Below are 25,304 nucleotides of genomic sequence, written 5' to 3' on the forward strand. Positions count from 1 at the left end.
GAGGTTTCAGGGAAGTTCTCACAGGAAACAAAGATTGCAGGGGCATCGCGGGCAGACTCAGCGCGCGGATCGAACAGGGGGCGGTGGGGAAACCCTGCGCAGGGCGAGTGCATCGATAACCATCTCGCCTGCGCGCAAGTCGTCGTCACCGGTTACGGTCAGTTCCAGGCGTATGGCCGGGCAGTCTTCCGATATGTCGAAGCCGAAAACCTGCGTTCGGGCGCCATGCCCCGTCTCCACGGACGCACGGCCAGCATCATGACCGCGCCCGCCGTCCACGCAGGTCCACGCCCATTCCGCTGCGGCGATCGGCTCCGAATCGGCGAAGTGCGCCGCCATTCCCAGCTCGTAGCGCCCAGGTCGCAGGGCGAGCACGCGGCTCAGCGCCATCGCCTGGCGGCCGCGCGACGCCCGGATGCGAACCCGGTTCCGCTCGTCGAGCCGCGCCAGCACACCATCGCCAGTCCCCAGTTGCCAGGTCAGCGGTTGCAGCGCGCTTTGCGTGGTCGCGGGGGTCACCGCCACATCCGACAGGCTTGCCGCACCCGTGCCCGCCATTTCCGCCGCCAGGGCGAATGCGCCAGGATAGTCCCCGTCGCTCACCAGCCGGCGCAGCAGCGCAGCGGCCAGCGCATCGATGTCGCCGGACCGGGGCGCGCCCAGCAGGCCCGCCCGCCGAAGCAACGACGCCACATTGCGCGGTGCCGGCGGCTCGGCCTGGGTCGCGGCATGCGACAGCAACGGGATCGCCCATGCGCGCCGGTCGCGGACATAGGGAATGAGCGCTTCGCGAATTCCCGGATGTCGCATTGCGGACGAAAGCACGGGGAAAAGCGGCTCCCATGCCGCGCGATGCACGGACAATGCCCGGTCGTAATGAACAAGCGCCGCCGCCACCTCGTCGCGTCGCACGGCATCCTCGATCAGCCAGATCTGGCCCGCCAGGTCGCGGCGCGACAGCCTTTCGGACAGCGATATCAACGCATGCGCCCGCTGCGGATCGCCACCCGTCTCCGCGCGCAGTCCGGCAAGCCGCAACACTTCGGCATTCAGCGGATCACCCGCCAACGCCGCGCGCAAGGCCCCGTCGGCGGGAAACGCCGTCGGGTCCTTCGCTAACCCGCGATCCGTCGATACCGCCAGCGCCACCGGATCCCAGGGGCGCGCCGCCAGTACCCATGCAGGGCGACCGACGCGATATATCGCCGCGAAGGCATCGCGCGCCGCCAGCGTCGCCAGCGCGCCCGTAGCGGCCAGCAGTCCCAGCCCGGCCAGCACGCGCCGATGGCGGTATACGCGCCCGTTCTCCTCAGCGATCGGGGCAAGCGCTCCGGAGTCAGGCATCGCCGTTCTTCCGCCGGCCATAGCCATAGCCATAGCCGTAGCCGTAACGATATTCGAACCCGCGGGAGGCCATCTTGGTCAGCACGGCGCCGGCGATGCGCGCGTCAAGCGCCGACATGCGTTTCAGCGCTGCTCGGACATTCCCCACGGTCGGACCATTGGATTCCACGACGAGCACGCTCGCATCGGTGATGCTTCCGATCAGCGGCGCATCGGCCAGGCCCAGCACAGGCGGCGTATCGATGATCACATGATCGAAGATCGGTTCGCTGCCGAGCAGGAACTCCGACATGCGCGTGCCGGACAGCAATTCCGCAGGATTGGGCGGCATCGGCCCGGCGGGCAGAACGCATATGCCCTCGACCCCGATATCCACGATGCCGGATGTCCATTCCTGGTCGCCGGCCAGATAGTTGGAGAGCCCGCGCTCGTTGCCGACCCCCGCGAACAGATGGGCGGACGGCGAGCGCATGTCCGCATCGACGAACAGGACACGCCGTCCGGTGCGGCTGAGAGCGAGGCACAACGCCCAGGCGGTCACGCTCTTGCCCTCGCCGGAACGGGTGCTCACCACGCTGAGCGTCCGGGGAAATCCGGTCGTCGTCGCAAAGGCCAGCGCAGAACAAACGCTCAGATAGGCCTCGTAGACGTCCGAACGGCTGTCGCGCAGGCCTTCCAGCACATCGCCCCTGTCGAACATCGGCACCGTGCCCAGTGTCGCCAGCCCCAGGAAGCGCTCGACCTGACCGGGTTCGCGCACCCCCTCGTCGATCTGCTCGAGGCCGATGACTGCGGCCGCAGACAGGGCAAACCCGATCGCAAGCGCCACGCTGATGTTGAACGGCAGGTTCGGCGATTTGGGCGAGCCCGGCACCAGTGCCGGCTCGACCACCACAACTTGGCTTGCGCCCACCGTCCCCGCCACGCCGATTTCCTTGAAGCGTTGGAGCAACGCGTCATAGAGCTGGCGATTGGTGTCGGCCTCGCGTTGGTAGATATTATACTGGACGGTGTGGCGCTGTTGCTCGTCGAGCCGCGCTTTCAACCCCGTGACTTGCGCCAACAGACTCTGCTCGCGCGACATCGCTTCCCGATACTCCGACTGGCGGTTCTCGGCGATCCGCTGGGTCTCGCGCTTCAGAGCGGCATCGACGGTCGCGATCTGCACCGCGATTTCCATCGCGGGCGGATAGCGACGCTCGTGCTGCACCATCAACTGGGCATATTGCGCGGTCAGCGCAGTCCGCTGCTGCCGCAGTGCCGCCAGCGATGCGTCCAGGCTGGCATCCGCGCTCGCGCCCTTCGCCCGAGCCTCCGCCGCGATGCGGTTTTCCGTCGCGCGGTTCAGCGCGAGGTTGAGGCTGTCCAGGTCCGATTCCACCAGCGTTCGGTTCGCCTGGGTCCGGCCGTCCGGTCCCACCGTCTGGTTCAGACGCACGATTCCGGTTTCCGAGGCATAGGTCAGCGCGCGACGTTCCGATTCCTCCAGCCGCTGGCGCAACAGCTTGAGCCGTTCCTCCAGAAACCGCCGCGCGACGGCGGTCGATGCGAATTGCTGCTCAAGCCGGGAGTCGCTGAACGCGCGCGCCCATTCGTTGGCGATGCGCGCCGCCAGCGCGGGATTGCGGGATGTGTACCGCACATCCACCAGGCGCGATCCGCGCACCGGCTCTACCGTGACATGCGAAAGCAGCAATCCGGCCGCCGCGCTCTTTCGCCGCTCGTCCATCTGCACGGACGCACCGGCGCCGGGCATGGGTACGCCGTGCGACGCAAAGAAAGCCTCGTTCCCACCGAGGTCCAGCGATTCCGCCACGCGCTCGGCCAGCGGGCGCGCCCGCAGCAGCGAATATTGGGTCGCGTAGAACTCGTTCGCCTCGGCGTCGTCGCCGCTTTCGACGCCCTGCACATTCGTAATACGCTGTTGCTCGCGGCTGATCTCGATCTGGACACGCGCCGCGTATTCGGGGGCGGTGAGCAAGGTCACCACCACGCCTACCGCGACGCTGGTCGCCACGATGCCGATGACGATCCAGCGCCATCGCAGCAGGATCTGCCAATATTGCAGCAGCAGCGGGCGTCCGAAGTCCCCGCCCTCCAGCTGCGCGTGCGTCGCAAGGATGCCCGGGCCGCCCGGCGCGGGCGGCTGCGGCGTTCGTGTAAGTGCGTACATGCTTCTATAGTCCGCGCAGGAGCAGGATTATCGGGCCGGACCAGAGCGGCGACGCAGTGATGAAATCGCGGAACAGACGCCGGGCGCGGGAATCGCCGACGCGAATGACGTCATTCGCGAAGATTTCCGGGTCGGGATAGCGCCCGTCCTGGATCGCCTTGAAGTCGTAGAGCGCAGCATAGCGCTCGCCGCCGACCTCGCGGAAGACGACGACATCGTTCATCTTGCTGAACTCGGTCGTCCCCTTCGCGATCGTGATCGCGCGCAACAACGTCAGCCGCCCGATCACGGGAAACACGCCCGGGCTTTTCACTTCACCCGCCACGGTCACGGTCTGGCTGACCATTTCCTTCAGATTGACGGCAACCTGGGGGTCTTTCAGGTAACCGCTAGCCTTCAGGCTGTCCTTGATCTCCGCCTCGATCTGCAGCGGCGTCAGCCCACCCACCCGCAGGATGCCGACAAACGGCACGGAGATACGCCCACTGGCGTCCACCTGAAAATCCATCGTGCCGATCTCCGGGATCGCCACTACGCTGACCTGGAGCCGGTCAAACGGACCGATGAAGAAGGGGCGCTCCCCGGCGGTGGAATTCGCCAGGTCCGGCGAAGGCAACACCCCGCCGCGGACCAGGGTAACGGCGCCGGTCCCAGGCTCCGGCAGGGACGGTCGCGCGCAGCCGGCGGTGGCCAGCAGGCAGCAAAGAAGGAAAACACGCATGAATCAGACTTCTCGTTTGGCCGTGGCGTCCGCGACCGTGAGGGTCGCCGGAGGCTTCGGCTCGAAGGGGACCCAGAGCACGGCAGTGACGAACAGACACGCCAGCGATGGAACCCGCAGAGGATAATCGACGCTGCTCGCGAGCAGCAGCAGGCCGATGATGACCACCCCCAGCCGAAGGCGACGATCTTCCGACCGCAGGCTTCGGCGTGCGAGCGGCAGGAATGCCCTGCGCGCCGCCACCAGATACATGCCGCATGCCGTGGCCAGCATCGCAAGGCCGGGGAGTCCGGCAGTCAGCAGCAGGTCCAGCGCGTCGCTATGGGCCTGATTGCGATAAGTGAACGAGAGCATCGCATCCGGCTCGTGCATCAGGAACACCTGCGCGAACGAACCACTGCCGGAGCCGACCGGAAAATACTGGCCGACAATGTCGCCCAATGCCCTCCACACCGAGGCGCGGCCCCGCTCCACCCCGGGGTCGAACCATCGGTCGAGCGCTTGCGCCCTGGCGAAGACCAGTGCGAGCACTCCCATTACCAGCACCGCGAGCGCCCCCGAGAGGACGAGCAACCGTGCCTGCATCGACGTCCGCGTCTGCACGCGCCGGTCGGGCGATGTTCGCATTCCGGAATGGAGGACGGGGATCGCGGCGAGCCCCGCCATCCCAAGTACAAGCCCCGCGCGCGATCCGGTCACCAGCAACAGCAGCACCAGCAAAAGGCCGGCGACGGTCGCCAGATACTGCCTGGCCTTGCGCGCCCTTGTCCCCAGCTTCCGTCCGGATACCGCGACCGCCAGCATCGGCAGCATGCACGCCAGCAACGCCGCCTGATGATTGCGGTTGGCGAACAGCCCGACCCCGGAACCGCGATTGGTGACATGGTACAGGTACAGGGGACTTTCCCATTCGGGGCCGATCAGCTGGATCACGCCCAGCAGGGCGCTCGCGGCGCCCAGCGCGAGCCAAAGCGGAAGCAACCGCGCCCGCGCTTCGTGCGACGCACTTGCGCCGAGCAGCAGCACCGCAAGCGGGATGGTCGATGCCCAAAGGCTGTTCCACGTCGCGAGCGGAGCAAGGCTGAACGGACGCCAGCGCGCTCCCATCTCCATGGTTCGATCGATATCGACGACGATGTCCCTGCCGGGCAGCGCCTGCCACAGGAACGGGGGAAGCGGCACGAGCTGTAGCGCAAGCCATAGGAGCGCCGCGCCCGATGCCGCCACCGCCCAGCGATAGGGCCGCAGGTGATCCCACCGCGTCGTCCACACCGCATAGCCGAGCGCCAGCACGCCCAAGGGGCGAAGCGCCAGCAGCGGTAATACGTCCGGCCTGGCGCTTCCGCCCAGCAGCACGGCGGCGATGACTATGCCGTACAACGCGACATCCGGTCCCCGCAGCCACGCTTTGCGCATGGTCTGGGCGTCGCTGGAGACGCGCCGGGACGCAAAAGTCAAATCCATGATGATATCCGCAAGCTACCGCACTCCGGGTGAAGAACCACCGGAGCGAAAGGCGAGACATGATTGTGCAACCGCGCACGCGTGCGCGGGAAAAAGACGACGTCAGAACCGACCGGAGCCGATCGACACGCCGGGATAACGATGACTCGCCCGAAAAGCCGGGGCGGCGCGCGGTAAGGGAGGGTTACGGGCTGTCCGAGTTAGACCCGCCGACGGATGTGACCACGCCTGCGGCAGCCGCGAGCGATAGGAACCCGATGGCGACCGTACCCAAGGAACTCGGCGCAGTTGCCCCCGCCGCGCCTATCGCGGCCTGGTCCGCCGGTATCGGACGGGGCCAGAGCAGCTTGCCCCGGGTCGGGCAGGACAAAAGCGTGGCATTGCCTGCACGGGGACATGCCATTGCCGGCGCCACGCGAGGCGACAGCGAAGCCGCCGCCTCATTCTGAGCAGAAACCGAATTAGGCACGATTATTGCCAAAATGGAAAGAGATAGTTGCAGTATTCTCAAAGCACCCTCCCTCTCTCAACCCTGAAAATTCACTGACATACGGGCGTACGCTCAGTCAACATCCCGTTCATAAGTTCAGGATATTGAATGCGCCAATTTGGCGACGATGTTAATTTACTGCCCGCCAACCGGCACATTTGGCAGAAAAACGCGAGCTTCGTACGCGATATTCGCATCGGCTACCGGCCCAAACCCAGCCGCTGCGTACTGCCAGAAGGCGCGCGCGTCAGGCCGGTCATAGAAGGCGTCATCTCCAGTGGCTGTACCGCGCTAAGGGGCGCCGTGATCGGCACATTGCCCATCGCCTCGAGCAGGAGCCGCACCCGGCCCGGCCCGTCCAGCCGCTGCACTTCGCCCAAGAAATCGGTGAACGGGCCGGAGGTCATCACGATTTTCTGACCCACCTCCAATCCGCTGCTGCGCCACTCGACCAGTTCGCCACGGCACTGGCTTTGCAGCATGCGCATCACCGACATCGGCACCGCAGATGGCCGACCATCGCTTCCACTGACGATTCCGCGAACGCCCGCAGTTCCGTTGATGGGCCGCCAGCGAGTCCATTCGGGATCGAACTCAACGAAAAGATAGGATGGAAATAGCGGCGCCAATACTTCGGTCACTTTTCGGGCATGGCGAACGGTCTTGCGATAGACCGGCAAAAAGCAACTATACCCCTGCTGATCCAGATTTCGGCGCGCCATCCTCTCGGAATTAACGCGCGTGTTTACGACATACCATTTCATGACTTCGTTCTTTTCCGGCAGTTCTGTATTCTTGCGGCATGTCGGCAAGTCACCGCTCAATCGGCGCATGCTCGAGAACATCATCGACATATCCGAGGAATGCGGTGAGCCCTTCGTCGGACAGTTCGACCAGCTCCCGGCGCTTATCCAACGGATCGCGCCAGCGACGCACCAGCCCGCGCGCAACCAGATACTTCATCCAGCGCAGCGACGTGCTGGATGCGACGCCGGCCTCGATACCCACATAGGATATCTGGAGCGGTCTGCCGTCGATCCGCGCGACGGCCAGATCGAGCAGCATGTCCCACACCGGATCGGCGAAAAGGTCCCCCGGGAAGAAGCGGGCCCGGCGCTTGCGCCACGCGATGATCGCGCTGACCGTACGGCGGATCTTCAAGTGGGGCGGCTCCCCGCCCTTTGCGGTGTAAAGGCCGGGAAATGCCGCGAAATCCGATGCAGCGTCGAAAGATGACACCCGCACCGCGCCATCCGGGCGCATGCGATCAACCTCCCTGGGCGCGTCCATCGTCATTGCGGGATCGCTTCGGACACACCCAGCGGGAGGGCTTTGCTGAAAACGCCCGCAACCAGCGGCGGCACGATGCCGGACCGCACGCTGCGCAACGTGAAGCTAGGGCTGCCCAGCCGCGCCCCGCGAAACCAGCGCGCGCCAGCATGTTGCGCGGCCTTCAATCGAACATCGTCCTCGACTCCCCCGATCACCACGTCCGTCGCCAGCGTCTTGGCGAGTCCGATCAGGTGGCGGAGCCGGTCGATATCCTGTTCGGACGCCCGCTCCACCGCGCGCTCCAGATGGGCGCCGTCGATCTTGATGATATCGGCGCGGAACGCACGATCGAGGCTGGTCAGGCACGACCCCAGCGCGTCCACCGCGATCGCGCAGCCCAGCCAGCGCAGCCTATCGGCGAACGCCACCATCAGCCCGATCGCGTGCGCAGCCGGGCCTGAGGCGAATTCCACGATCAGGCGCGCTGCGACATCCGGATCCCTTTCCAGTTCCTCCAGAACATCAGTCCACCAACCGTCGATGACAGCGCTCTGCGCGGACATTCGGCAGCCCAGGCGGTGCGTCGGATTGGCGCGCAGCCGCTCGATGGTCATTCGCATGACATGCACGTCGAGCGCCCGGATCATGCCGGTCCGCTCAAGCGCGGGTATGAAGCTGTCGGGTTCGCGGAGCTTGCCCCCGGGGACGACAATCCGCTCTGCGCCAACCTGATAGAGCAGCGCGGCATCCTCGTCCACGCCGGCGACCGGTTCCCACAGCATCAAGAGCCGTTCGTCTTCCAGCGCCTCGGCGACCATCACGGCGACGGCCATGTCGCGTACGTACAGCGCGCGCATCTCCTCGCTGCCGGCCAACGCGCCGAACAGCGGCGTCGCGGCATACAACCTGCGGGTGAGTTCAACCCCCACCTCCGCGAGCGCAGGCGCAGCGAACGGCTCCACCTGCCCGCCCGCCGCAACGATGAGGGGCAGCACCTCGACCCCCGGGGCCACGACGAGCGGGCTACGGGCAAGCGCAAAGACCAGCGCCGACACAATCGCCGTGTCGGAAGAGCCGCCCAAGCCACGAAGCGCCGAAAGATGCTCGGGATCAAACACGAGCACGTCGAGCGAGATCCCGCTCCATTCGACCATGCCCGCCCCCTGCACGAACTGCTCCGCACGCTCGACCAGCATCGATACGAAAAGGCGTGCGGCTTCGCGGCCATAGGCTTCGCCGACGGCTTCGGTATTCGCGAACGAAATTTTAACCAGGATATGGCAGGCGCTGCCGATGCGCCGCGCTTCGGATTCGAAATCCTGAACCTGCGCCATCAAGCCTTGGAAAGGCTGCCCCATACCTGCCCCCACACCGCTTCGGAAAAGCGAAGCCTCCGTGAGACGCAATAGCCAAAAGTGTAACAGCGCCGGATTCGCAACGCTTCGTCAAGGAATACAATTTAACCCCTGAATCCACGAACGTAGAGGGGATATGTGAGACAATGCCGTGGACGATGTACAATGTGAACGGCGAACGAAAGTACCTGACCAAGACGGAGGTCACGGCATTTCTGGCTGCTGCGAAGGCGATGGATCCCGCAACGCACAGCTTTTGCTGGTTCATCGCGGTAACGGGATGCCGCATATCCGAGGCACTGTCACTTTCCGCGAAAAACGTAGACTTCGAAACGAAGCACGCCGTAATCCGGAGTTTGAAAAAGCGCAGCAAACGCGTTTATCGAGCGATTCCGCTTCCCGCGAACTTGCTTGCGCAGATCAGAAGCCAGCTGAACGCCGGAATACTGGACGAGGAACGGTTATGGCCATGGTCCCGCATGACGGGATATCGCAGAATTTGTGCGGCAATGCAGGCGGCCGACGTACGCGGCGGGCATGCCAGCCCGAAAGGCCTTCGCCACGGCTTCGGCGTTCGCGCCATTCAGGCTAATGTTCCATTAACTTTGGTGCAGCGTTGGCTGGGGCATGCCGACATCAAGACGACGGCGATCTACACCAGCGCGGTCGGGCCGGAGGAACGCGACATCGCGTCGCGGACCTGGAGCGGGCTTTCCGTGGGCGGCCCGCGCACCGCAAATGCGCGTAAACCACGAGTGCGATTGAAAGAATCCGCGATAGCGATCAGCGTCCCGCTGTAAGTGCCGGCGTTAACCGGCCCTATTGCCTGTAGTTACACTTTTGGCTATAGTGTAACTGACATTAGTTATATATTTCATACGCTTATACTCCATTACTCGTCGCCATACTGGTATCGTTAGCGGCGCATTAACCGTCACGGATCGCGGAATACCCGCCTCCCGTCCGAATATATAATGCCCCCGATACGGCTGAGCCGAGGCACAACGTCCAAAGCGGTTCCTATATCCCGGCGAGGGTTTCGAAGCGCGTCAGCAGCGTGCCGGATCGTCGTCAGAGACTCATACATATGCGGTCTCCAAGCTCGTCACGCCACCGGAGAGCCGTACGGAATTCCAACCGATTCCGATGCATTATCGCGTGGACCGCAGTGACTGTCCCTCGCTGTCGGCAGGGTACGCCGTGGGCGCTACGCGAACACTCAGGAGTTTCCCGGGAGCACACCCGGAACTCTTCGCGTTTGTCCTCTCGCCCGAAAGCGCCCGAGAAATCGAGAAGGTTCAAAACACGGGTGGCAAAAATAGCTGCATCCGCTATTCCGGATATATGGATACGGATTCGGCCATTTCCGCACTCGCCGCCCTCGCACAGGGGACGCGCCTCGATGCGTTCCGCCTGCTGGTGCGCCACGAACCGGACGGGCTTGCGGCAGGCGACGTAGCGCGCCGGCTCGACGTGCCGCAAAACACGATGTCGGCGCACCTCGCCATTCTCGCCCGCGCGGGGCTGGTGCGATCCGAACGCAACAGCCGCTCGATCCGCTATCGCGCGGACCTGGACGGGCTGCGCGCGCTCACGCTGTTCCTGGTGAAGGATTGCTGTGCAGGATCGCCCGAATTGTGCGGGCCGCTGCTCGCCGAACTGACCCCCTGCTGCTGAAAGGGAAGCACATGGCGATCGACATCGTGGTATACCACAATCCGGAATGCGGCACGTCGCGCAACGTGCTGGGGCTGATCCGCAACGCCGGGATCGAGCCGCATGTGATCGAGTACCTCAAGACCCCGCCCGCCCGCGCGCTGCTCGCAGAGCTGATCGATCGCGCCGGGATGACGCCGCGCGACCTGCTGCGCGAAAAGGGCACGCCCTATGCCGCGCTCGGGCTGGACGACCCCGCGCTTTCCGACGCCGCATTGCTCGACGCGATGCTCGCGCATCCGATCCTCATCAACCGTCCGCTGGTGGTGTCGCCGCTCGGCGTGCGCCTCTGCCGCCCGTCGGAGGCAGTGCTCGACCTGCTCCCGACGCCCCAGCGCGGCGCCTTTGCCAAGGAGGATGGCGCGCCTGTGGTGGACGACTCCGGCCGGCGCATCGGCTGATGCTGGCCGCGATCCTGATCTTCGTCGCCACGATAACGCTCGTCATCTGGCAGCCACGCGGGCTCGGCATCGGCTGGAGCGCGCTGGGCGGCGCGGCGGTGGCGCTGCTTGCGGGCGTGGTAACGCTGGCGGACGTGCCGGTGGTGTGGGGCATCGTGTGGAACGCGACCGCCACGTTCGTCGCGATCATCGTCATCAGCCTGGTCCTGGACGAAGCCGGGTTCTTCGAATGGGCGGCGCTGCACGTCGCGCGCTGGGGCAAGGGGCATGGCCGGCGGCTGTTCGCGCTGGTGGTGCTGCTGGGCGCGGGGGTATCGTCGCTGTTCGCCAATGATGGCGCGGCGCTGATCCTCACCCCGATCGTCATCGCGATGCTGCGCGCGCTGGGCTATGGCGACCGGGCGACGCTCGCCTTCGTCATGGCCGCCGGGTTCATCGCCGATACCGCCAGCCTGCCGCTGGTCGTGTCGAACCTGGTGAACATCGTCTCGGCAGACTATTTCCACCTCGAATTCGATGCCTATGCGCGGGTGATGGTGCCGGTAAACCTGGGATCGGTCGCCGCGACGCTGGGGGCGCTGCTGCTGTTCTATGGCCGCGACATTCCCGCGCGCTACGACGTGGCGCAGCTCCGCACGCCTGACGCGGCGATCCGCGACGTCGCCACTTTTCGCGCCGGCTGGGTCGTCCTCGCGCTGCTGCTCGCCGGATTCTTCCTGCTCGACCCGATCGGCGTGCCGGTCAGCGCGGTCGCGGCAGCCGGCGCGGTCGTGTTGCTAGCCGTCGCCGGGCGCGGCGGCGTGATCCAGCCGCGACGGGTGCTGGGCGGCGCGCCGTGGCAGGTCGTGCTTTTCTCGCTTGGCATGTACCTCGTCGTCTATGGCCTGCGGAACGCCGGGCTGACCGACCATCTCGCCGCGCTGCTCGACCGCACTGCTGCGGGCGGCGTGTGGGGCGCGACACTGGGCACCGGGGTGCTCGCCGCGCTGCTTTCGTCGGTGATGAACAACATGCCGACCGTGCTGGTCGGCGCGCTCTCGATCGATGCCGCGCACGCCACCGGCGCCGTGCGCGATGCGATGATCTATGCCAACGTCATCGGATGCGACCTCGGCCCCAAGCTGACGCCGATCGGATCGCTGGCCACGCTGCTGTGGCTGCATGTTCTGGGGCAGAAGGGCGTGCGGATCGGCTGGGGCTATTATTTCCGGGTGGGGGTCACCCTTACCGTGCCGGTGCTGCTCGTCACGCTGATGGCGCTGGCGTTGTGGATTGGAGTATCCTGATGCTGTTGCGCGACCTGCCCGACCCGAACCATCTGCCGGCGCTCGACCCCGCCTTCGTCCATGCGCGCCCCGCTGCGGGGCTCGGTCCTGCCGACCCGGCGCCGCGCATACTTTTATTATACGGCAGTCTGCGCGAGCGATCCTTCTCGCGCCTTGCGGTGGAAGAAGCGGCACGCCTGTTGCGGTTGTTCGGCGCGGAGACGCGGATCTTCGATCCGTCCACCCTCCCGCTGCCGGACCAGGTGGCGGGCGACGATCATCCCGCAGTCCACAGACTGCGCGAACTGGCGCTGTGGTCCGAGGGGCAGGTGTGGTGCAGCCCCGAGCGTCACGGCCAGATCACCGGCATCATGAAGGCGCAGATCGACCATCTCCCTCTGGAGATGCAGGGGATGCGCCCCACCCAGGGCCGAACGCTCGCCGTGATGCAGGTATCGGGCGGCTCGCAATCGTTCAATGCGGTGAACACGCTGCGCCTGCTCGGCCGCTGGATGCGGATGTTCACCATCCCCAACCAGTCGTCGATCGCCATGGCGTACAAGGAGTTCGACGAGGCCGGGCGGATGCGGCCCTCCAGCTATTATGACCGGATCGTCGATGTGATGGAGGAACTGGTGCGCTTTACCGTGCTCCTGCGGCCCCACGCCGCGCAGCTCGTGGATCGCTATTCCGAGCGCCGTCAGGCAGGCGTGCCGGTCGATGCCGCCACCGATCCTTCTAGCATCGCGACGGCGGCACAGGCCGGGCAGCGGCAGCGCTGAAGCCCCGCCCGCGTCGGATCTACGCCCGCCCGGTGCAGTTCGCCAGCAAACGGGGGTCCACCCCTGCGGTGGCGAAGCACCGGCTCCACCGGTCTTCGGCCTCGACTGCGTATAGCAGCGCGGCATCGCCATCGGTGCTGAACCAGCCGTGCCGCGTCATCTCCGCGTCCAGCTGTCCCTCGCCCCAGCCGGCATAGCCCAGCGCGACGAGCCATTGCCTCGGCCCCTGCCCCTCGGCGATCGCGCGCAGCACGTCGACCGTGCCCGACAGCGCCCAGCGCCCGCCCACGTCGATCGTGTCCTGCCCGCCCCAATCGGGGGTGTGCAGCACGAAGCCGCGCCGGGGCTCGACCGGGCCGCCGAAATGCACCGGCGCGTCGGGCGCCTCGCCCGGTTCGATGCCGAGTTGCTCCAGCAGGCCGTGCAGCCGCAGCCCGTCGATCGTCTCACCGATGCCGATGCCCAGCGCACCGTCGTGATCGTGCGCGCAGATCGCGATCACCGCGCGTTCGAAGCGCGGATCGCCGATACCGGGCATTGCCAGCAGGAACTGGCCGGAAAGGAAAGGAGTCGAATCCATCACCGCATAACCTACCGCGTGGCATCCGGCTCCGCCACGCTTGAAAATGCGGCGCGCCGCGCCGATGAAGGCCCCCACCCCAAAAGGAGAGTACCATGACCATTCAGCTTGGCGATCGCGTCCCCACCACCAGCTTCGTCAAAGTGACCGAAGCCGGTCCCGAGCAGATCAGCTCGGACGATTTCTTCGCCGGCCGCCGCGTCGCGCTGTTCTCGGTCCCCGGCGCCTTCACCCCCACCTGCTCGGCCAAGCACCTGCCCGGCTTCGTGGAAAAGGCCGACGCGCTGAAGGCAAAGGGCGTGGACGAGATCGCCTGCACCGCCGTGAACGATGCCTTTGTGATGGCCGCATGGGGCAAGGCTTCGGGCGTCGAGGGCAAGGTTTCGATGCTCGCCGACGGCAATGGCGATTTCCCCAAGGCACTGGGGCTGGAAATGGACGGCTCCAAATTCGGCATGGGCACGCGCGGCCAGCGCTTCTCGATGGTCGTCAACGACGGTGTCGTCGAACAGCTGAACGTCGAGGCCCCGGGCCAGTTCGAGGTCAGCTCGGCCGATTATATGCTCGGCCAGCTGTAACTTCGGGCGCGTAACGGAACTGGCGTCGTGCGCCGGAGTTGAATCCGGCGCATCTTCTTTCATCGAAGGGAAAACGCCATGGCTACCACCGAAACTACCAGCGAAGCCACGACCGAGGCTACGGAGACGGCCAAGTCGTTCCTCGAAACCGCGCAACAAGCGATCGGCGGCGCGATCGATGCCACGGTCGAGGCCGTGAAGGAGCATCCGGTCACCGCCGCAGCGATCGCCGCCGGCGCCGCTGCCGCGATCGGCGGCGCTGCCTATGCCGCCACCCAGCTGGGCGGCGAAAAGGAAAAGCCGGCGACCAAGCCCGCCGCCAAGAAATAATGCCGGCCCGGCCCCTCGCGACATAGTCGTCGAGGGGCCCGGTCTTGCCCCCGGTCTTGCCAGAGTCATCTTTGCGCTTTAGCCGTGGAAGATGACTCAAGCATCCGACATCGTCGCCGAGCTGGACAGCCTGTATCGCAGCTCCGTCGAGCTCCTCCAGGCCGCGCTCACTCGCTATCTCGCCGATGGCACCCCGCCCCCGCCCGAAAGCCGCCACGACGGCTCGTTCGCCTATCCCGAAATCCGGGTGCGCTATGCCGGCGGCACCGGCGGTCCGGTTCCCCGGCGCTCGTTCGGGCGCCTCGTCGAGCCCGGCGAATACCGCATCAGCGTGACCAAGCCGGCGATGTTCGCCGAATATCTGGTCGAACAGCTGACCTTCCTGATCGAGGATTACGACGTCGAGGTCGAAGCCTGTCCCGGCCGGCAGGAAATCCCCTTCGCCTATGTCCTCGATCCCGGCCACGCGATGCAGCTGGATCAGGTGTCCGCCGTCGAGCTGGCGCGGCATTTCCCCGCGACCGAGCTGGCCCATATCGGCGACGAGATCGCCGACGGGCTTTGGATTTCGCACGACGGCACGCGCCCGCTGGCGCTGTTCGACGGGCTGCGCACCGATTTCTCGCTCGCCCGGCTGCGACACTATACCGGCACTGCGACCGAGCATTTCCAGCGCTATATCCTGTTCACCAACTATCATCGCTATGTCGATGAATTCGTGCGCTGGGCGGCGAGCCAGCTGAGCGAGGACACGCGCTTTACGGGCGTGTCCGGCGCGGGCGGGATCGTGATCGAGCGGCCCGAGGATGTCGACCGGCTGGTGTCGGACAGCGCGTGGCGGCGGCACCAGATGCCCGCCTATCACCTGATGGCACCGGGCGGCAGCGGGATCACGCTGGTCAATATCGGCGTCGGCCCGTCCAACGCGAAGACGATCACCGATCACCTCGCGGTGCTGCGGCCCGAGGCGTGGCTGATGATCGGCCATTGCGGCGGGCTGCGCCCCAGCCAGCGGATCGGCGACTATGTGCTCGCCCATGCCTATCTGCGCGACGACCACATCATGGACGAAGTCCTCCCCCCCGAAATCCCCATCCCCGCCATCGCCGAAGTCCAGCTGGCGCTGGCCCGCGCGGCGGAGACGGTGTCGGGCCAGTCGGGCGACGAGCTGAAGCAGCGGCTGCGCACCGGCACGATCGTGACTACGGACGATCGCAACTGGGAGCTGCAATATTCGCGCTCGGCGCTGCGCTTCTCGCTCAGCCGCGCGGTGGGCATCGACATGGAGTCGGCGACGCTGGCGGCACAGGGCTATCGCTTCCGCGTGCCCTATGGAACGCTGCTCTGCGTCTCGGACAAGCCGCTGCACGGCGAGCTGAAGCTGCCGGGCCAGGCCAACCGCTTCTACGAGCGCGCGATTGCCGAGCACCTCAAGATCGGCATCGAGACCTGCGAAGAACTCCGCCGCGAAGGCGCGCGCCTCCACAGCCGCAAGCTGCGCGCGTTCAACGAGCCGCCGTTCCGGTAATGGCGTTCGGGGCCGGGATATTCCGGCCCCGCCCCGCGTTTGCACGGTCAGAGGAGAGAGCCATGTCCAACCCCGAACCGACGCCCGCCCCCGAGGACGAGACCACCGGCCACGCGCACCAGCCCGACGGCACCGACAGCTCCGCCGAATGGGATGCCCAGATCGCCGACGAGAACATGATCCCGGACGACAAAAGCGCGGCCTGACCGCCCGCTTCGTTATTCCGCCAGCACGGCCCCCGGGCAGGCCCGCACCAGGGCGGCGCGCCTGGCCGCGAGGTTGAGCCGGAACGCCATGCGCCGGGTGACGTAGCTTCCCTCGCTGCGCCCCGGCGGCAGTCCCGATTCTTCGACCAGCACACACATCGTGCCGCGAACGCGCCCGAAGGCGATCCTGCGGTTCTCCACCTGGCCGATCGCCGGTCGGCGCAGCGCCAGCCCGCGCGCCATGTCGCTTTCCAGCCGGTCGGCCACCGTCTCGCCCTTCGCCACCGTGAAGGCGTGCAGCGTCGCCAGGTGGACGCCCTGATCGACCACCAGCACCATGCCCGGCTCGCCCGGCCACACCACTCGCACCTCGCGGTCGAACGGCATCAGCCCGCGATCGCGCACGTCCGGCCCGCGCAGGCGCAGCATCGTGGTGGAGTCCTCTGCGTCGGGATCGACGGCCGAGGCCCACAGGGTCCAGACCTTGTCGGGCGAGCGCACGCGCCCGCCCGCTACCGCCGTGATCCCGTCCGAACCGGGAAGCGCGGCGGTCGCAAGGGCAAGCGCGAGGATCACCACCCCTGCGGCTGGCCCTTGTTCTGGGCGTCCAGCCACTTCTTCAGCGGGGCGAAATATTCCATCATCGCCTTGCCGGAGATTTCGCGGCTGCCGGTGAACGCTTCCAGCGCATCGGGCCACGGCTTGGACGCGCCCATTTCGAGCATCTTGTTCAGCCGCGCGCCGACTTCCTTGTTGCCGTAGAACGAGCAGCGATGCAGCGGCCCCTTCCACCCCGACTGGTCGCACGCCGCCTTGAAGAACTGGAACTGGAGCAGCCGCGCCAGGAAATAGCGGGTATAGGGCACGCTGCCCGCGACATGGTATTTTGCACCAGCGTCGAACCGCGTCTCGTCGCGTGCCACTGGGGCGACGATGCCCTGATATTGCAGCCGAAGCTTGTCCCAGCCGGCCTGATAGCCGCTTGGCTGGATCGTGCCGTCGAACACCTGCCAGCGCCATTTGTCGATCAGCAGGCCAAAGGGCAGGAACGCCACCTTGTCCATCGCCTGACGCAGCAGCAGGCCGGTGTCCTTGTCGGCGCTCGGCACCTTGGCGGGATCGAGCAGGCCGATCTGGGTCAGATACTCGGGCGTGATCGACAGGGCGACGAAATCGCCGATCGCCTCGTGGAAACCATCATTGGCGCCGTTGCGGTACAGCGCGGGCTTCGCCTGATAGGCGCGCTGGTAGTAATTATGCCCCAGCTCGTGGTGGATCGTGACGAAATCGTCGGCGTTCACCTTGATGCACATCTTGATGCGCACATCGTTCTTTTCGTCCAGGTCCCATGCCGAGGCGTGGCACAGCACTTCGCGGTCGGCAGGCTTCACGAACAGCGAGCGTTCCCAGAAGGTCTGCGGCAGCGGCGTGAAGCCGAGCGAGGAATAGAAGCCCTCGCCGGTCTGGACCATCTTCTTCCAGTCATACGACTTGGCCTTGAGCAGCTCGGTCACGTCATAACCGACATCGCCCGCGCCCGGCGGCGCCACCACGTCATAGATGTTGCCCCATTCCTGCGCCCACATATTGCCGAGCAGGTCGGCGCGGATCGGGCCGGTCTTGGCCTGCACCGCATCGCCATATTTCTCGTTCAGCTTGCGGCGGACATAGGTGTGCAGCGCGACATAGAGCGGCTTTACGTCATTCCACAATTTATCGGTCAGCTTGGCGAATTCCGCCGGCGGCATGTCATACGCCGAACGCCACATCGCGCCGACATCGCTGAAGCCCAGCTCGCTCGCGCCCTGGTTGGCGATGGCCGTCATCTTGGCATAGTCGCCGCGCATCGGCGCGCCGACATTGTCGTGCCAGCTGACCCACATTTCCTTCAGCGCGGCGGGATCGCGGCTCTCGCCCATTTCGGCCTCGATGTCGCTGCCGTTGATCGGCTTGCCGTGCAGCGTGCCCTTGCCCTTGGCATATTCCGAACCAAGCTTGGTCGAAATCTCGGACAGGGTGGCGGCGGCGCCCGGCGTGGTCGGCGCGGGCAGGGTGATCGCGCTGCGCAGCATCGTCAGCTGGCGCTGCTGCTCGCCCGTCAGGCCCGGCGCCTTCTGGAAGCGCGCCGCCTCGATCGCCCAGCGCACCGCCATTTCGGTGCCGCGCGCGCCATATTCGGACGCCAGCGCATCGGTGTCGTCGGTGATATAGGTGGCGTTGATCCACGCCACACGCGACGCAGTGAGGTTGAACGCGGTCAGCTCATCCTGCACGCGCTGGATAAACGCCTGTGCCTCGGCGGCGGTGGGCGCGGCTTCGGCGGGGGCGGCGGGTGCTGCGGGTGCCGTCTGTGCGCCTGCGGACGCCGGCAGCAGCGCCGCGAGCGCGATCAGCGAAATGCCATAACGGATCATTCTGAAACCTCGACCAAATTTGGGGATGGCGGACTCTCGCCCGCCGCCCCGTCCCGGTCAAGCGGTCAGAAAGTCCACGATGGCGTCGCCCAGCTGCGGCTTGGTCACTGCGCTCATGTGATTGCCCGGAATCTCGCGGAAAACGCCGTGCGGAAGCAGTTCGGCCACGTCCTGCGCCGAACCATTGTCGTAATCCTCGTCGCCCGCGATCACCACCGTCGGCTGCGCGATCCCCGCGATCACGTCATGCGGCGTGTCGACAAAGGTGTTCAGGATCAGCAGCAGCGCCTGCGGATCGCCCTTGGTCGTCTTCAGGAACGCCTCGGTCAGCCATTCCGAACTGCCGCGCTCGAAGCTGCCCAGGTTGGTCAGGACGCGATGGAAATAGGTCCCCCGCCCCTCGGTGTGCAGCAGGCCGGTCAGGCCCATGCCCGACAGGATCACCCGCTTCGGCGCGGCCCCGTTCGCCAGCATCCGCACCGTGGTGCGCGCGCCCAGCGAATAACCGCCCAGGTCGTAATCGGTCAGCCCCAGATGCGCGACCAGCGCCATGTTGTCGCGCATCAGGATGTCGGGCGGATAGGCGGCGGGATCGTGCGGCTTGTCGCTATGCCCGTGCGCGCGCAGATCGGGCATGATGACGCGGTAGCCCTGCGCCGCGATCTTCGCAGCGTGGCCGAACTTGATCCAGTTGACCTCCGCGCTGGAGAAATAGCCATGGATCAGCACCAGCGGCCGCCCCTCGCCCATTTCGGTCCAGGCGATATGCGTGCCATCGACGCTGGCAAAGCGGTGCGTTTCAGTCGGGAAGTCGGCCAATTGTATCCATCCAGCGTTTGACGACGTTCGGGTTGTCTTCGGTCCGGTATCGGGGCAGCGTGTGCGTGTCGACCCACTGTTCGTGAATGCTTTCCACCGCATAATGGTGGCGTGGCTGGAAACGCCCTGGCTGGTCGAAGCTGCCGACGGTCAGGTCCATCGTCTCGCTGTCGGGAAATTCGAAGGTCAGCGGCGTGCCGCACGCCGAACAGAACCCGCGCATGGCGATGGGCGACGAGGCGTAGCGATCCGGCTCGCGCTCCCACGCCACATCGGCCTTGCGCACGCCCTTGAACGCGATCGAGACCCCGCCGGTGGCGCGCTGGCACATGCGGCAATGGCACAGATAGGCATCGTCATCGGCGATCTGCACCGTGTAGCGTATCCGCCCGCACTGGCATCCGCCCGTCATTGGTTCGGCCATGGCGCGCTCCCGAAATGGCCGCCGCACTCTATCCCGCCGCTCCACACCGAGGCAATCGCACAAAAAAAATCGCCGTCATCCTGACGAAAGTCAGGATCCATTCGGTGCTCCGCCGGCGCTTTTTGTACGTAGCGCAGTGGCAATGGATCCCCCGGACTCACGGAACAAGTGCACCACCTGCTAAGGTGATTGCGCGATGGGACGACATTACAGGCAGCTCAGCCTCGACGAGCGGATCGAGATATGCCGCCTTCATGAGGGCGGTATATCTTGCCGACAGATTGCCACCGCGATCGGGCGTGATCACACGACGGTCGGTCGGGAACTCAGGCGCAATAGCAAGCCGACCAAGGTCTGGCCCGGCGGCTATGCGCCCGGGCGTGCCCATAGGCTCGCGATCAGACGACGACGATGGGACGGCCGTTTCAAGCTGGCGCGCCAGCCGGACCTGCGAGATATCGTGAAGAACGGCCTTGCGATGGGATGCTCTCCCGAACAGATCGCCGGCCGACTGGCGCTTGAGCACGGTCGCACCATGGTCAGCCACGAGTCAATCTATCGATACGTCTATCATCGCTCGGCCCAGAAGGACTACTGGCACCGCCTTCTGCCCCGCTGCAAGGCAAGGCGCGGCCGCTATGGCCGCCAGGGCGGAAGCCCGGCCAGCTTCATCAAACAGCGCAGGCCGATCGGCGAACGCCCCCTCGAAGCCCGGGATCGCGCACAGCCGGGCCATTGGGAAGCAGACTATATGCTGTTCGCCCGATATGGGCACAATGTCCTCGTCTTGCACGAGCGCCACACACGCTACACCATCCTCGACAAGCCTCCCCACCGCAGAGCCGAGCTGACCGCACGCCGGATCACCCGCAGACTGCGCCATATCCCCCAGGATCTGCGCAGGACCATCAGCTTCGACAACGGCACCGAGTTCGCCGAACATCACCGCCTTCACGACAGCCTCGGCATCCAGACCTTCTTCTGCGATGTCCGAGCCCCATGGCAAAAGGGCGGTGTCGAAAACACCATCGGCCGACTGCGCCGAAGCCTGCCTCGCAAAACTGACCTCGACACCGTCAGCCACAGACAACTCCGTGCCTGTGCCGACCGGCTCAACAATATCCCAAGAAAATGCCTTGGCTTCCTCACACCCGCAGAGGCATTCTCCAAAATCTCAACCGGTGCACTTCAACCGTGAGTCCACATCCCAGCCTGCGCTGGGATGACGGGATTTAGGGTCCCCCGCTTCATTGGGAGGGGGCGCCGTGCTTATGCCTTTTTCAGGTGCCGGCGGCCCAGCAGTTCGGCGATCTGCACGGCGTTCAGCGCCGCGCCCTTGCGCAGATTGTCGCTGACGCACCACAGCGACAGGCCGTTCTCCACCGTCGAATCCTCGCGGACGCGGCTGATGAAGGTGGCATATTCGCCGACGCATTCGATCGGCGTGATATAGCCGCCGTCCTCGCGCTTATCGATCAGCATGATGCCCGGCGCCTCGCGCAGCACGTTCTGGGCATCCTCGGCCGAAATTTCGTTCTCGAACTCGATGTTGATCGCTTCCGAATGGCCGACGAACACCGGCACGCGCACGCAGGTGGCGGTCACCTTGATCTTGGGATCGAGGATCTTCTTGGTCTCGACCACCATCTTCCATTCTTCCTTGGTCGAGCCGTCGTCCAGGAAGCTGTCGATGTGCGGGATCACGTTGAACGCGATCTGCTTGGTGAACTTGGTCGGCACCGCCGGATCGCCGACGAAGATGTTGCGGCTCTGCTCGAACAGCTCGTCCATCCCCGCCTTGCCCGCGCCGGAAACCGACTGGTAGGTCGCGACGACCACGCGCTTGATCTTCGCCATGTCGTGCAGCGGCTTCAGCGCCACGACCATCTGCGCGGTGGAGCAGTTGGGGTTCGCGATGATGTTGCGCTTGGTATAGCCGTCGATCGCCTCGGGGTTCACTTCGGGCACGATCAGCGGCACGTCCGGGTCCATGCGGTACAGCGACGCATTGTCGATCACGACGCATCCGGCGGCGGCGAACTTGGGCGCGTATTTCTCCGAGCCTTCCGATCCGATCGCGAACAGCGCCATGTCCCAGCCGGTGGGATCGAAATGCTCGATGTTCTGGACCTTGAACTGTTTCCCGGTCTCGCCGAAATCGACCATGTCGCCCTGGCTGCGGCCCGAGGCCAGCACCGCCAGTTCGTCGATCGGAAATTCACGCTCGGCCAGGATGTTCAGCATTTCCCGACCGACATTGCCGGTGGCGCCAGCGACCACGACACGGTAGCCCATAAGTTTCCTCTTTCATCCCACGCGGCCGACAGCGGCGGCATGGATGCCCTTTAGTGTGAGAGAGTTGCGGAATGCGAGTGCATTCCTGTGCTTCGCGCGCGACCGCGCCGGATGCGCCCGTTACGGGCGCGGCGTAATTCGAATGGTCGAAGAACGTTTTCGAAACATGGCGCGCCGGTAACAGACCGAAAGCTGCGTGGCGAGCCCTTTTCGCGAAAAAATCGGAAAGTGCGCCGCACCCGCCCATGTGGCAGGCGCGGCGCCCATCCTTATTTCGCCCCGCCGTTGCGCGACAGGAAGTTGAGGATCGTGTTCCACAGATGCAGGCTGATGCCCGGCCCCTTCACGCCATGCGTCTGGCCCGGATAGAACATCATCTCGAACGGCACGTCCTTCTGCTGCAGCGTCGCCGCCATCGCGGTGCTGTGCTCCAGCACGACATTGTCGTCGGCCATGCCGTGGATCAGCAGCAGCGGATCGGCGATCTTCGCCGCGTCGGCGATATTGTCCGACGCCTTGTACGCCTCCGGCACCTTGTTGGGATCGCCCATATAGCGTTCGGTATAATGGGTGTCGTACAGTTCCCACTTGGTCACCGGCGCGCCCGAAACGCCCGCCGCGAACACGCCGGGAAGCTTTTCCAGCATCTTCAACGTCATATAGCCGCCATAGGACCAGCCATAGGTGACGATCCGCTTCGGATCGACATAGTCCAGCGTCTTCAGATAGTTCGCGCCGGCCAGCTGGTCCTGCACTTCCACGCTGCCCATCGCGTGCCAGATCGCATCCTCGAACACCTTGCCGCGATTGGCCGATCCGCGATTGTCGATCTGGAACCAGATATAGCCGCGCTCGACCAGATATTGCTGGAGCGAACCGCCCCAGGCGCGGCTGACCGTCTGGACGTGCGGGCCGCCATAATGCTGGAAGAACACGGGGTAGCGCTTGCCCGGCTCCAGTTTGGGCGTAATCATTTCCCAATGCAGCACGGTGCCGTCCTCGGCCTTAACCGTGCCGAACGTCCGCTCGCGGTGGCTGGCGAGATAGGGGTTATAGGGATGCTCGGCGCTGGTGACGGCGTTCTCGTTCACCCAGGCGAGCCGCTTGCCGCTGGCGTCGGCCAGATAGGTCTGGCTCGGCTGATTGGTGTTCGATCGCGTGACGATCATCCGCCGCGCCGACGCATCCATCGACGCGCCGTTCCACCATCCCCGCTCGGTCAGCCGCGTGACGGCGCCGGGTTTGTTCAGGTCGACCGTATAGAGGTGCCGTTCGAGCGGATCGTCCTTGTTCGCGGCAAAGAAGACGCGGCCCGTCGCCTCGTCCACGCCCGCGACGTCGGGCATCACTTCCCACGGTCCTTGGGTCAGCTGGGTCCATTTGCCCGCTTTGAAGTGATAGAGATGACCATGGCCGTCGCGCTCGGACCACCAGATCAGGCTGCCGTCCTTCAGTGGCGTCAGCGCGTGCGACAGGTTGACCCAGCTTTTCGGCCCCGATTTCTCGCTGAACACCAGTTTCGACGCGCCCGTGGCGGGATCGACGGCGAGCAGGTCCAGCACGGTCTGGTCGCGGTTCTGGCGCTGGACATACAGCGTCTTGCCGTCCTGCGACCAATCGACCCGCGCCAGATAGATGTCGGTCTCCTTGCCCAGATCGACCTTCACCCGCCCCTGCCCGGCGGCGTCCATGACATACAGGTCGACCAGCACGTTGGGCGTGCCCGCCTTGGGATAGCGCTGCTGGTAGATGTTGGTCCCCTCGGCGCCGATCGCGGCGCGGGTGACGATGCCCACCGGCGCCTCGTCGAAGCGCTCGACCGCGACATAGCGGTCGCCCGGCGACCACCAATAGCCGGTGAAGCGATCCATTTCCTCCTGCGCGACGAACTCGGCCTCGCCCCAGTGGACGGTGCCCTTGCCGTCATCGGTGATCCGCTTGGGCGTCCCGCCCGCCAGGTCCATCACCACGAGGTTCTGGTCCTGCACATAGCTGGCATAGCGCCCGGCGGGGCTGACGGTGGCGTTCAGCTTCGGCCCTGCCCCGGCGGGCAGCTTGCGGATCGTGCCGTCCAGCCCGGCCAGGTACAATTCGCCTTCCAGCGGCACCAGGATAGCCTTGCCATCGGGCGCCCAGTCATAGGCGACGATGCCCTTGCTCCCGCCGATCCGCGCGCGCTCGCGCTGCATCTTCTCGGCTTCGGACAATTCGGCGCCGGTGCCCAGCTTCTTGGAATCGACCAGCATCCGCCACTGGCCGCTGGTGGTATCCATCGCCCACAGATCGAACCGCTCCTTCTCGTCCGGGCGGTTGCGCAGCAGCGTGAGGTATTTGCCATCGGGGGACAGGCGCGCCGCGCGCGGCTGTTGCCCGTTCAGGTCAGGGCTGGCGAATACGCGCTCGAGCGTCAGCTTCTGTCCCTGCGCCAACGCATTACCGCCCATCAGCGGCGTCCCCGCCAAAGCCAACCCCACCAGCCATTTTTGCATTCCAACCCTCCGACAGCCCGGCCGCTGCCGGGGGCTGCGTTATCGCGGCGTGCGCGGCGCGGGTAAAGGGGGCGCGGGAGCGGCGGGGTTAACCGGCGCTAACCTTCATTCCTGCGCAACCAGAGTGGCGCTGCGCGGTTAGTCCCTTGTCCACCAGAGGGAGTGCGCCATGTCCACCAATACCGACATCTCGAAACTCGACGACCTGATCGTCACCACGATCGACAGCGTGCGCGGCTATGAGCAGGCCGCCGAGCATGCCGAGGCGGGACGCTTTCGCCAGTTCTTCGCCGACATGGCCGCCGAGCGCCGCCGCGTTGTCGCGGCGCTGTCGGAAAAGAGCCGCGAGCTGGGCGGCACGCCGGCCGACTATGGCTCCGCCGCCGCGACGCTCCACCGCCGCTGGGAAGACCTGCGCCGCGTGCTGGGCGGCGGCGACGCGGCGATCTTTGCCGAGATCGAGCGCGGCGAGGATTATCTGAAGGAGGAATATGAACGCGCCATCGGCGACGGCCATATCTCCGACGGCACGCGCGGCGTGATGGAAACCTGTTTCCGCTCGGTCCAGACCGGGCACGACCAGTCCAAGGCCCTGCGCGATCTGCTCCAGACAGCGGACTGACACGCCCTTAAGCCCTCTCCCCTTCTAAGCCCTCTC

25 protein-coding genes are annotated in these 25,304 nt (G+C 65.6%); 11 read left to right on the forward strand and 14 right to left on the reverse strand.

What is annotated here, in order from left to right; translation table 11 throughout:
- Positions 1–57 precede the first annotated feature (57 nt).
- The 7 genes from ACG3SL_RS09920 to ACG3SL_RS09950 all read right to left on the reverse strand — a co-directional run bounded on the left by ACG3SL_RS09920 (position 58) and on the right by ACG3SL_RS09950 (position 8,798).
- On the reverse strand, positions 58–1,344 hold the full coding sequence (locus ACG3SL_RS09920; protein WP_448664970.1) for a hypothetical protein: 1,287 nt from the start codon (positions 1,342–1,344) through the stop codon (positions 58–60).
- Positions 1,337–3,517 carry a GumC family protein gene (locus ACG3SL_RS09925; RefSeq protein ID WP_448664971.1) on the reverse strand — a complete coding sequence of 727 codons (2,181 nt, stop codon included), beginning with the start codon at positions 3,515–3,517 and terminating at the stop codon, positions 1,337–1,339. The genes ACG3SL_RS09920 and ACG3SL_RS09925 overlap by 8 nt, the downstream gene beginning before the upstream one ends.
- Positions 3,518–3,521: 4 nt before the next feature.
- Positions 3,522–4,238: a polysaccharide biosynthesis/export family protein gene (locus tag ACG3SL_RS09930; RefSeq protein WP_448664972.1), complete on the reverse strand. Its 717-nt coding sequence runs from the start codon at positions 4,236–4,238 to the stop codon at positions 3,522–3,524.
- A gap of 3 nt (positions 4,239–4,241) precedes the next feature.
- Positions 4,242–5,702, reverse strand: a complete 1,461-nt coding sequence (locus ACG3SL_RS09935; RefSeq protein ID WP_448664973.1) for an O-antigen ligase family protein — start codon at positions 5,700–5,702, stop codon at positions 4,242–4,244.
- Between the two features lie 690 nt (positions 5,703–6,392).
- Complete coding sequence (gene nusG, locus ACG3SL_RS09940; protein WP_448664974.1) at positions 6,393–7,040, reverse strand: transcription termination/antitermination protein NusG; 648 nt, start codon at positions 7,038–7,040, stop codon at positions 6,393–6,395.
- Positions 7,006–7,488 carry a hypothetical protein gene (locus ACG3SL_RS09945; protein ID WP_448664975.1) on the reverse strand — a complete coding sequence of 161 codons (483 nt, stop codon included), beginning with the start codon at positions 7,486–7,488 and terminating at the stop codon, positions 7,006–7,008. Before ACG3SL_RS09945 ends, nusG begins: the two co-directional genes overlap by 35 nt.
- The gene (locus ACG3SL_RS09950; protein WP_448664976.1) at positions 7,485–8,798 is read right to left on the reverse strand and encodes an EAL domain-containing protein; all 1,314 of its coding nucleotides are present in this window, start codon (positions 8,796–8,798) and stop codon (positions 7,485–7,487) included. Before ACG3SL_RS09950 ends, ACG3SL_RS09945 begins: the two co-directional genes overlap by 4 nt.
- Positions 8,799–8,977: 179 nt before the next feature.
- Between ACG3SL_RS09950 and ACG3SL_RS09955 the strand changes: the two genes are divergently transcribed.
- From ACG3SL_RS09955 to arsH, 5 genes are all read left to right on the forward strand, one after another.
- Positions 8,978–9,619, forward strand: coding sequence for a tyrosine-type recombinase/integrase (locus tag ACG3SL_RS09955; protein WP_448664977.1), 642 nt, complete (start codon positions 8,978–8,980; stop codon positions 9,617–9,619).
- Between the two features lie 544 nt (positions 9,620–10,163).
- A complete protein-coding gene (locus tag ACG3SL_RS09960) occupies positions 10,164–10,496 on the forward strand; it encodes an ArsR/SmtB family transcription factor (protein WP_448664978.1) in 333 nt (110 codons plus the stop codon).
- A gap of 11 nt (positions 10,497–10,507) precedes the next feature.
- The gene (arsC, locus tag ACG3SL_RS09965; protein WP_448664979.1) at positions 10,508–10,936 is read left to right on the forward strand and encodes an arsenate reductase (glutaredoxin); all 429 of its coding nucleotides are present in this window, start codon (positions 10,508–10,510) and stop codon (positions 10,934–10,936) included.
- Positions 10,936–12,222 (forward strand): arsenic transporter, encoded by a 1,287-nt coding sequence (locus tag ACG3SL_RS09970; RefSeq protein ID WP_448664980.1) that lies wholly within the window; start codon positions 10,936–10,938, stop codon positions 12,220–12,222. Before arsC ends, ACG3SL_RS09970 begins: the two co-directional genes overlap by 1 nt.
- Complete coding sequence (gene arsH / locus ACG3SL_RS09975) at positions 12,222–12,983, forward strand: arsenical resistance protein ArsH (RefSeq protein WP_448664981.1); 762 nt, start codon at positions 12,222–12,224, stop codon at positions 12,981–12,983. The genes ACG3SL_RS09970 and arsH overlap by 1 nt, the downstream gene beginning before the upstream one ends.
- Before the next feature lie 19 nt (positions 12,984–13,002).
- On the opposite strand, the gene ACG3SL_RS09980 is transcribed toward arsH, so the two are convergent.
- A complete protein-coding gene (locus ACG3SL_RS09980; protein WP_448664982.1) occupies positions 13,003–13,563 on the reverse strand; it encodes a YqgE/AlgH family protein in 561 nt (186 codons plus the stop codon).
- Positions 13,564–13,658: 95 nt separating this feature from the next.
- Here ACG3SL_RS09980 and ACG3SL_RS09985 point away from each other — a divergent pair, with 95 nt between their 5' ends.
- From ACG3SL_RS09985 to ACG3SL_RS10000, 4 genes are all read left to right on the forward strand, one after another.
- On the forward strand, positions 13,659–14,141 hold the full coding sequence (locus tag ACG3SL_RS09985; protein WP_448664984.1) for a redoxin family protein: 483 nt from the start codon (positions 13,659–13,661) through the stop codon (positions 14,139–14,141).
- Positions 14,142–14,219: 78 nt separating this feature from the next.
- Positions 14,220–14,471: a hypothetical protein gene (locus ACG3SL_RS09990; protein ID WP_448664985.1), complete on the forward strand. Its 252-nt coding sequence runs from the start codon at positions 14,220–14,222 to the stop codon at positions 14,469–14,471.
- A gap of 91 nt (positions 14,472–14,562) precedes the next feature.
- Positions 14,563–15,999, forward strand: a complete 1,437-nt coding sequence (locus ACG3SL_RS09995; RefSeq protein WP_448664986.1) for an AMP nucleosidase — start codon at positions 14,563–14,565, stop codon at positions 15,997–15,999.
- A 62-nt stretch (positions 16,000–16,061) separates the two neighbouring features.
- The gene (locus ACG3SL_RS10000) at positions 16,062–16,205 is read left to right on the forward strand and encodes a hypothetical protein (RefSeq protein ID WP_448664987.1); all 144 of its coding nucleotides are present in this window, start codon (positions 16,062–16,064) and stop codon (positions 16,203–16,205) included.
- Positions 16,206–16,217: 12 nt separating this feature from the next.
- Here the strand turns inward: ACG3SL_RS10000 and ACG3SL_RS10005 are convergent, their stop codons facing one another.
- From ACG3SL_RS10005 to ACG3SL_RS10020, 4 genes are read right to left on the reverse strand one after another with little or no spacing between them, the layout of a single operon-like run.
- Entirely contained in the window at positions 16,218–16,781 is a 564-nt protein-coding gene (locus ACG3SL_RS10005) for a hypothetical protein (protein WP_448664988.1), read from the reverse strand.
- Entirely contained in the window at positions 16,778–18,619 is a 1,842-nt protein-coding gene (locus ACG3SL_RS10010; RefSeq protein WP_448664989.1) for a M2 family metallopeptidase, read from the reverse strand. The genes ACG3SL_RS10005 and ACG3SL_RS10010 overlap by 4 nt, the downstream gene beginning before the upstream one ends.
- 57 nt (positions 18,620–18,676) lie before the next feature.
- Complete coding sequence (locus ACG3SL_RS10015; protein ID WP_448664990.1) at positions 18,677–19,438, reverse strand: alpha/beta fold hydrolase; 762 nt, start codon at positions 19,436–19,438, stop codon at positions 18,677–18,679.
- Positions 19,419–19,862 (reverse strand): GFA family protein, encoded by a 444-nt coding sequence (locus tag ACG3SL_RS10020; RefSeq protein ID WP_448664991.1) that lies wholly within the window; start codon positions 19,860–19,862, stop codon positions 19,419–19,421. The genes ACG3SL_RS10015 and ACG3SL_RS10020 overlap by 20 nt, the downstream gene beginning before the upstream one ends.
- A 196-nt stretch (positions 19,863–20,058) precedes the next feature.
- Between ACG3SL_RS10020 and ACG3SL_RS10025 the strand changes: the two genes are divergently transcribed.
- On the forward strand, positions 20,059–21,060 hold the full coding sequence (locus ACG3SL_RS10025; protein ID WP_448661285.1) for an IS30 family transposase: 1,002 nt from the start codon (positions 20,059–20,061) through the stop codon (positions 21,058–21,060).
- Positions 21,061–21,131: 71 nt separating this feature from the next.
- On the opposite strand, the gene ACG3SL_RS10030 is transcribed toward ACG3SL_RS10025, so the two are convergent.
- Positions 21,132–22,157 (reverse strand): aspartate-semialdehyde dehydrogenase, encoded by a 1,026-nt coding sequence (locus ACG3SL_RS10030; RefSeq protein WP_448664992.1) that lies wholly within the window; start codon positions 22,155–22,157, stop codon positions 21,132–21,134.
- A gap of 269 nt (positions 22,158–22,426) precedes the next feature.
- Positions 22,427–24,646 carry a DPP IV N-terminal domain-containing protein gene (locus tag ACG3SL_RS10035; RefSeq protein WP_448664993.1) on the reverse strand — a complete coding sequence of 740 codons (2,220 nt, stop codon included), beginning with the start codon at positions 24,644–24,646 and terminating at the stop codon, positions 22,427–22,429.
- Between the two features lie 169 nt (positions 24,647–24,815).
- Between ACG3SL_RS10035 and ACG3SL_RS10040 the strand changes: the two genes are divergently transcribed.
- Positions 24,816–25,268, forward strand: a complete 453-nt coding sequence (locus tag ACG3SL_RS10040; RefSeq protein ID WP_448664994.1) for a ferritin-like domain-containing protein — start codon at positions 24,816–24,818, stop codon at positions 25,266–25,268.
- Positions 25,269–25,304: the final 36 nt, after the last annotated feature.

Source organism: Sphingomonas degradans (assembly GCF_053502645.1).

What these genes read in the sequence shown, in the direction of transcription:
- ACG3SL_RS09920 (WP_448664970.1), bottom strand. Translation starts at nt 1,344, where the DNA reads ATGCCTGACTCCGGAGCGCTTGCCCCGATCGCTGAGGAGAACGGGCGC.
- ACG3SL_RS09925 (WP_448664971.1), bottom strand. Translation starts at nt 3,517, where the DNA reads ATGTACGCACTTACACGAACGCCGCAGCCGCCCGCGCCGGGCGGCCCG.
- ACG3SL_RS09930 (WP_448664972.1), bottom strand. Translation starts at nt 4,238, where the DNA reads ATGCGTGTTTTCCTTCTTTGCTGCCTGCTGGCCACCGCCGGCTGCGCG.
- ACG3SL_RS09935 (WP_448664973.1), bottom strand. Translation starts at nt 5,702, where the DNA reads ATGGATTTGACTTTTGCGTCCCGGCGCGTCTCCAGCGACGCCCAGACC.
- nusG (WP_448664974.1), bottom strand. Translation starts at nt 7,040, where the DNA reads ATGATGTTCTCGAGCATGCGCCGATTGAGCGGTGACTTGCCGACATGC.
- ACG3SL_RS09945 (WP_448664975.1), bottom strand. Translation starts at nt 7,488, where the DNA reads ATGACGATGGACGCGCCCAGGGAGGTTGATCGCATGCGCCCGGATGGC.
- ACG3SL_RS09950 (WP_448664976.1), bottom strand. Translation starts at nt 8,798, where the DNA reads ATGGCGCAGGTTCAGGATTTCGAATCCGAAGCGCGGCGCATCGGCAGC.
- ACG3SL_RS09955 (WP_448664977.1), top strand. Translation starts at nt 8,978, where the DNA reads ATGTACAATGTGAACGGCGAACGAAAGTACCTGACCAAGACGGAGGTC.
- ACG3SL_RS09960 (WP_448664978.1), top strand. Translation starts at nt 10,164, where the DNA reads ATGGATACGGATTCGGCCATTTCCGCACTCGCCGCCCTCGCACAGGGG.
- arsC (WP_448664979.1), top strand. Translation starts at nt 10,508, where the DNA reads ATGGCGATCGACATCGTGGTATACCACAATCCGGAATGCGGCACGTCG.
- ACG3SL_RS09970 (WP_448664980.1), top strand. Translation starts at nt 10,936, where the DNA reads ATGCTGGCCGCGATCCTGATCTTCGTCGCCACGATAACGCTCGTCATC.
- arsH (WP_448664981.1), top strand. Translation starts at nt 12,222, where the DNA reads ATGCTGTTGCGCGACCTGCCCGACCCGAACCATCTGCCGGCGCTCGAC.
- ACG3SL_RS09980 (WP_448664982.1), bottom strand. Translation starts at nt 13,563, where the DNA reads ATGGATTCGACTCCTTTCCTTTCCGGCCAGTTCCTGCTGGCAATGCCC.
- ACG3SL_RS09985 (WP_448664984.1), top strand. Translation starts at nt 13,659, where the DNA reads ATGACCATTCAGCTTGGCGATCGCGTCCCCACCACCAGCTTCGTCAAA.
- ACG3SL_RS09990 (WP_448664985.1), top strand. Translation starts at nt 14,220, where the DNA reads ATGGCTACCACCGAAACTACCAGCGAAGCCACGACCGAGGCTACGGAG.
- ACG3SL_RS09995 (WP_448664986.1), top strand. Translation starts at nt 14,563, where the DNA reads ATGACTCAAGCATCCGACATCGTCGCCGAGCTGGACAGCCTGTATCGC.
- ACG3SL_RS10000 (WP_448664987.1), top strand. Translation starts at nt 16,062, where the DNA reads ATGTCCAACCCCGAACCGACGCCCGCCCCCGAGGACGAGACCACCGGC.
- ACG3SL_RS10010 (WP_448664989.1), bottom strand. Translation starts at nt 18,619, where the DNA reads ATGATCCGTTATGGCATTTCGCTGATCGCGCTCGCGGCGCTGCTGCCG.
- ACG3SL_RS10020 (WP_448664991.1), bottom strand. Translation starts at nt 19,862, where the DNA reads ATGGCCGAACCAATGACGGGCGGATGCCAGTGCGGGCGGATACGCTAC.
- ACG3SL_RS10025 (WP_448661285.1), top strand. Translation starts at nt 20,059, where the DNA reads ATGGGACGACATTACAGGCAGCTCAGCCTCGACGAGCGGATCGAGATA.
- ACG3SL_RS10030 (WP_448664992.1), bottom strand. Translation starts at nt 22,157, where the DNA reads ATGGGCTACCGTGTCGTGGTCGCTGGCGCCACCGGCAATGTCGGTCGG.
- ACG3SL_RS10035 (WP_448664993.1), bottom strand. Translation starts at nt 24,646, where the DNA reads ATGCAAAAATGGCTGGTGGGGTTGGCTTTGGCGGGGACGCCGCTGATG.
- ACG3SL_RS10040 (WP_448664994.1), top strand. Translation starts at nt 24,816, where the DNA reads ATGTCCACCAATACCGACATCTCGAAACTCGACGACCTGATCGTCACC.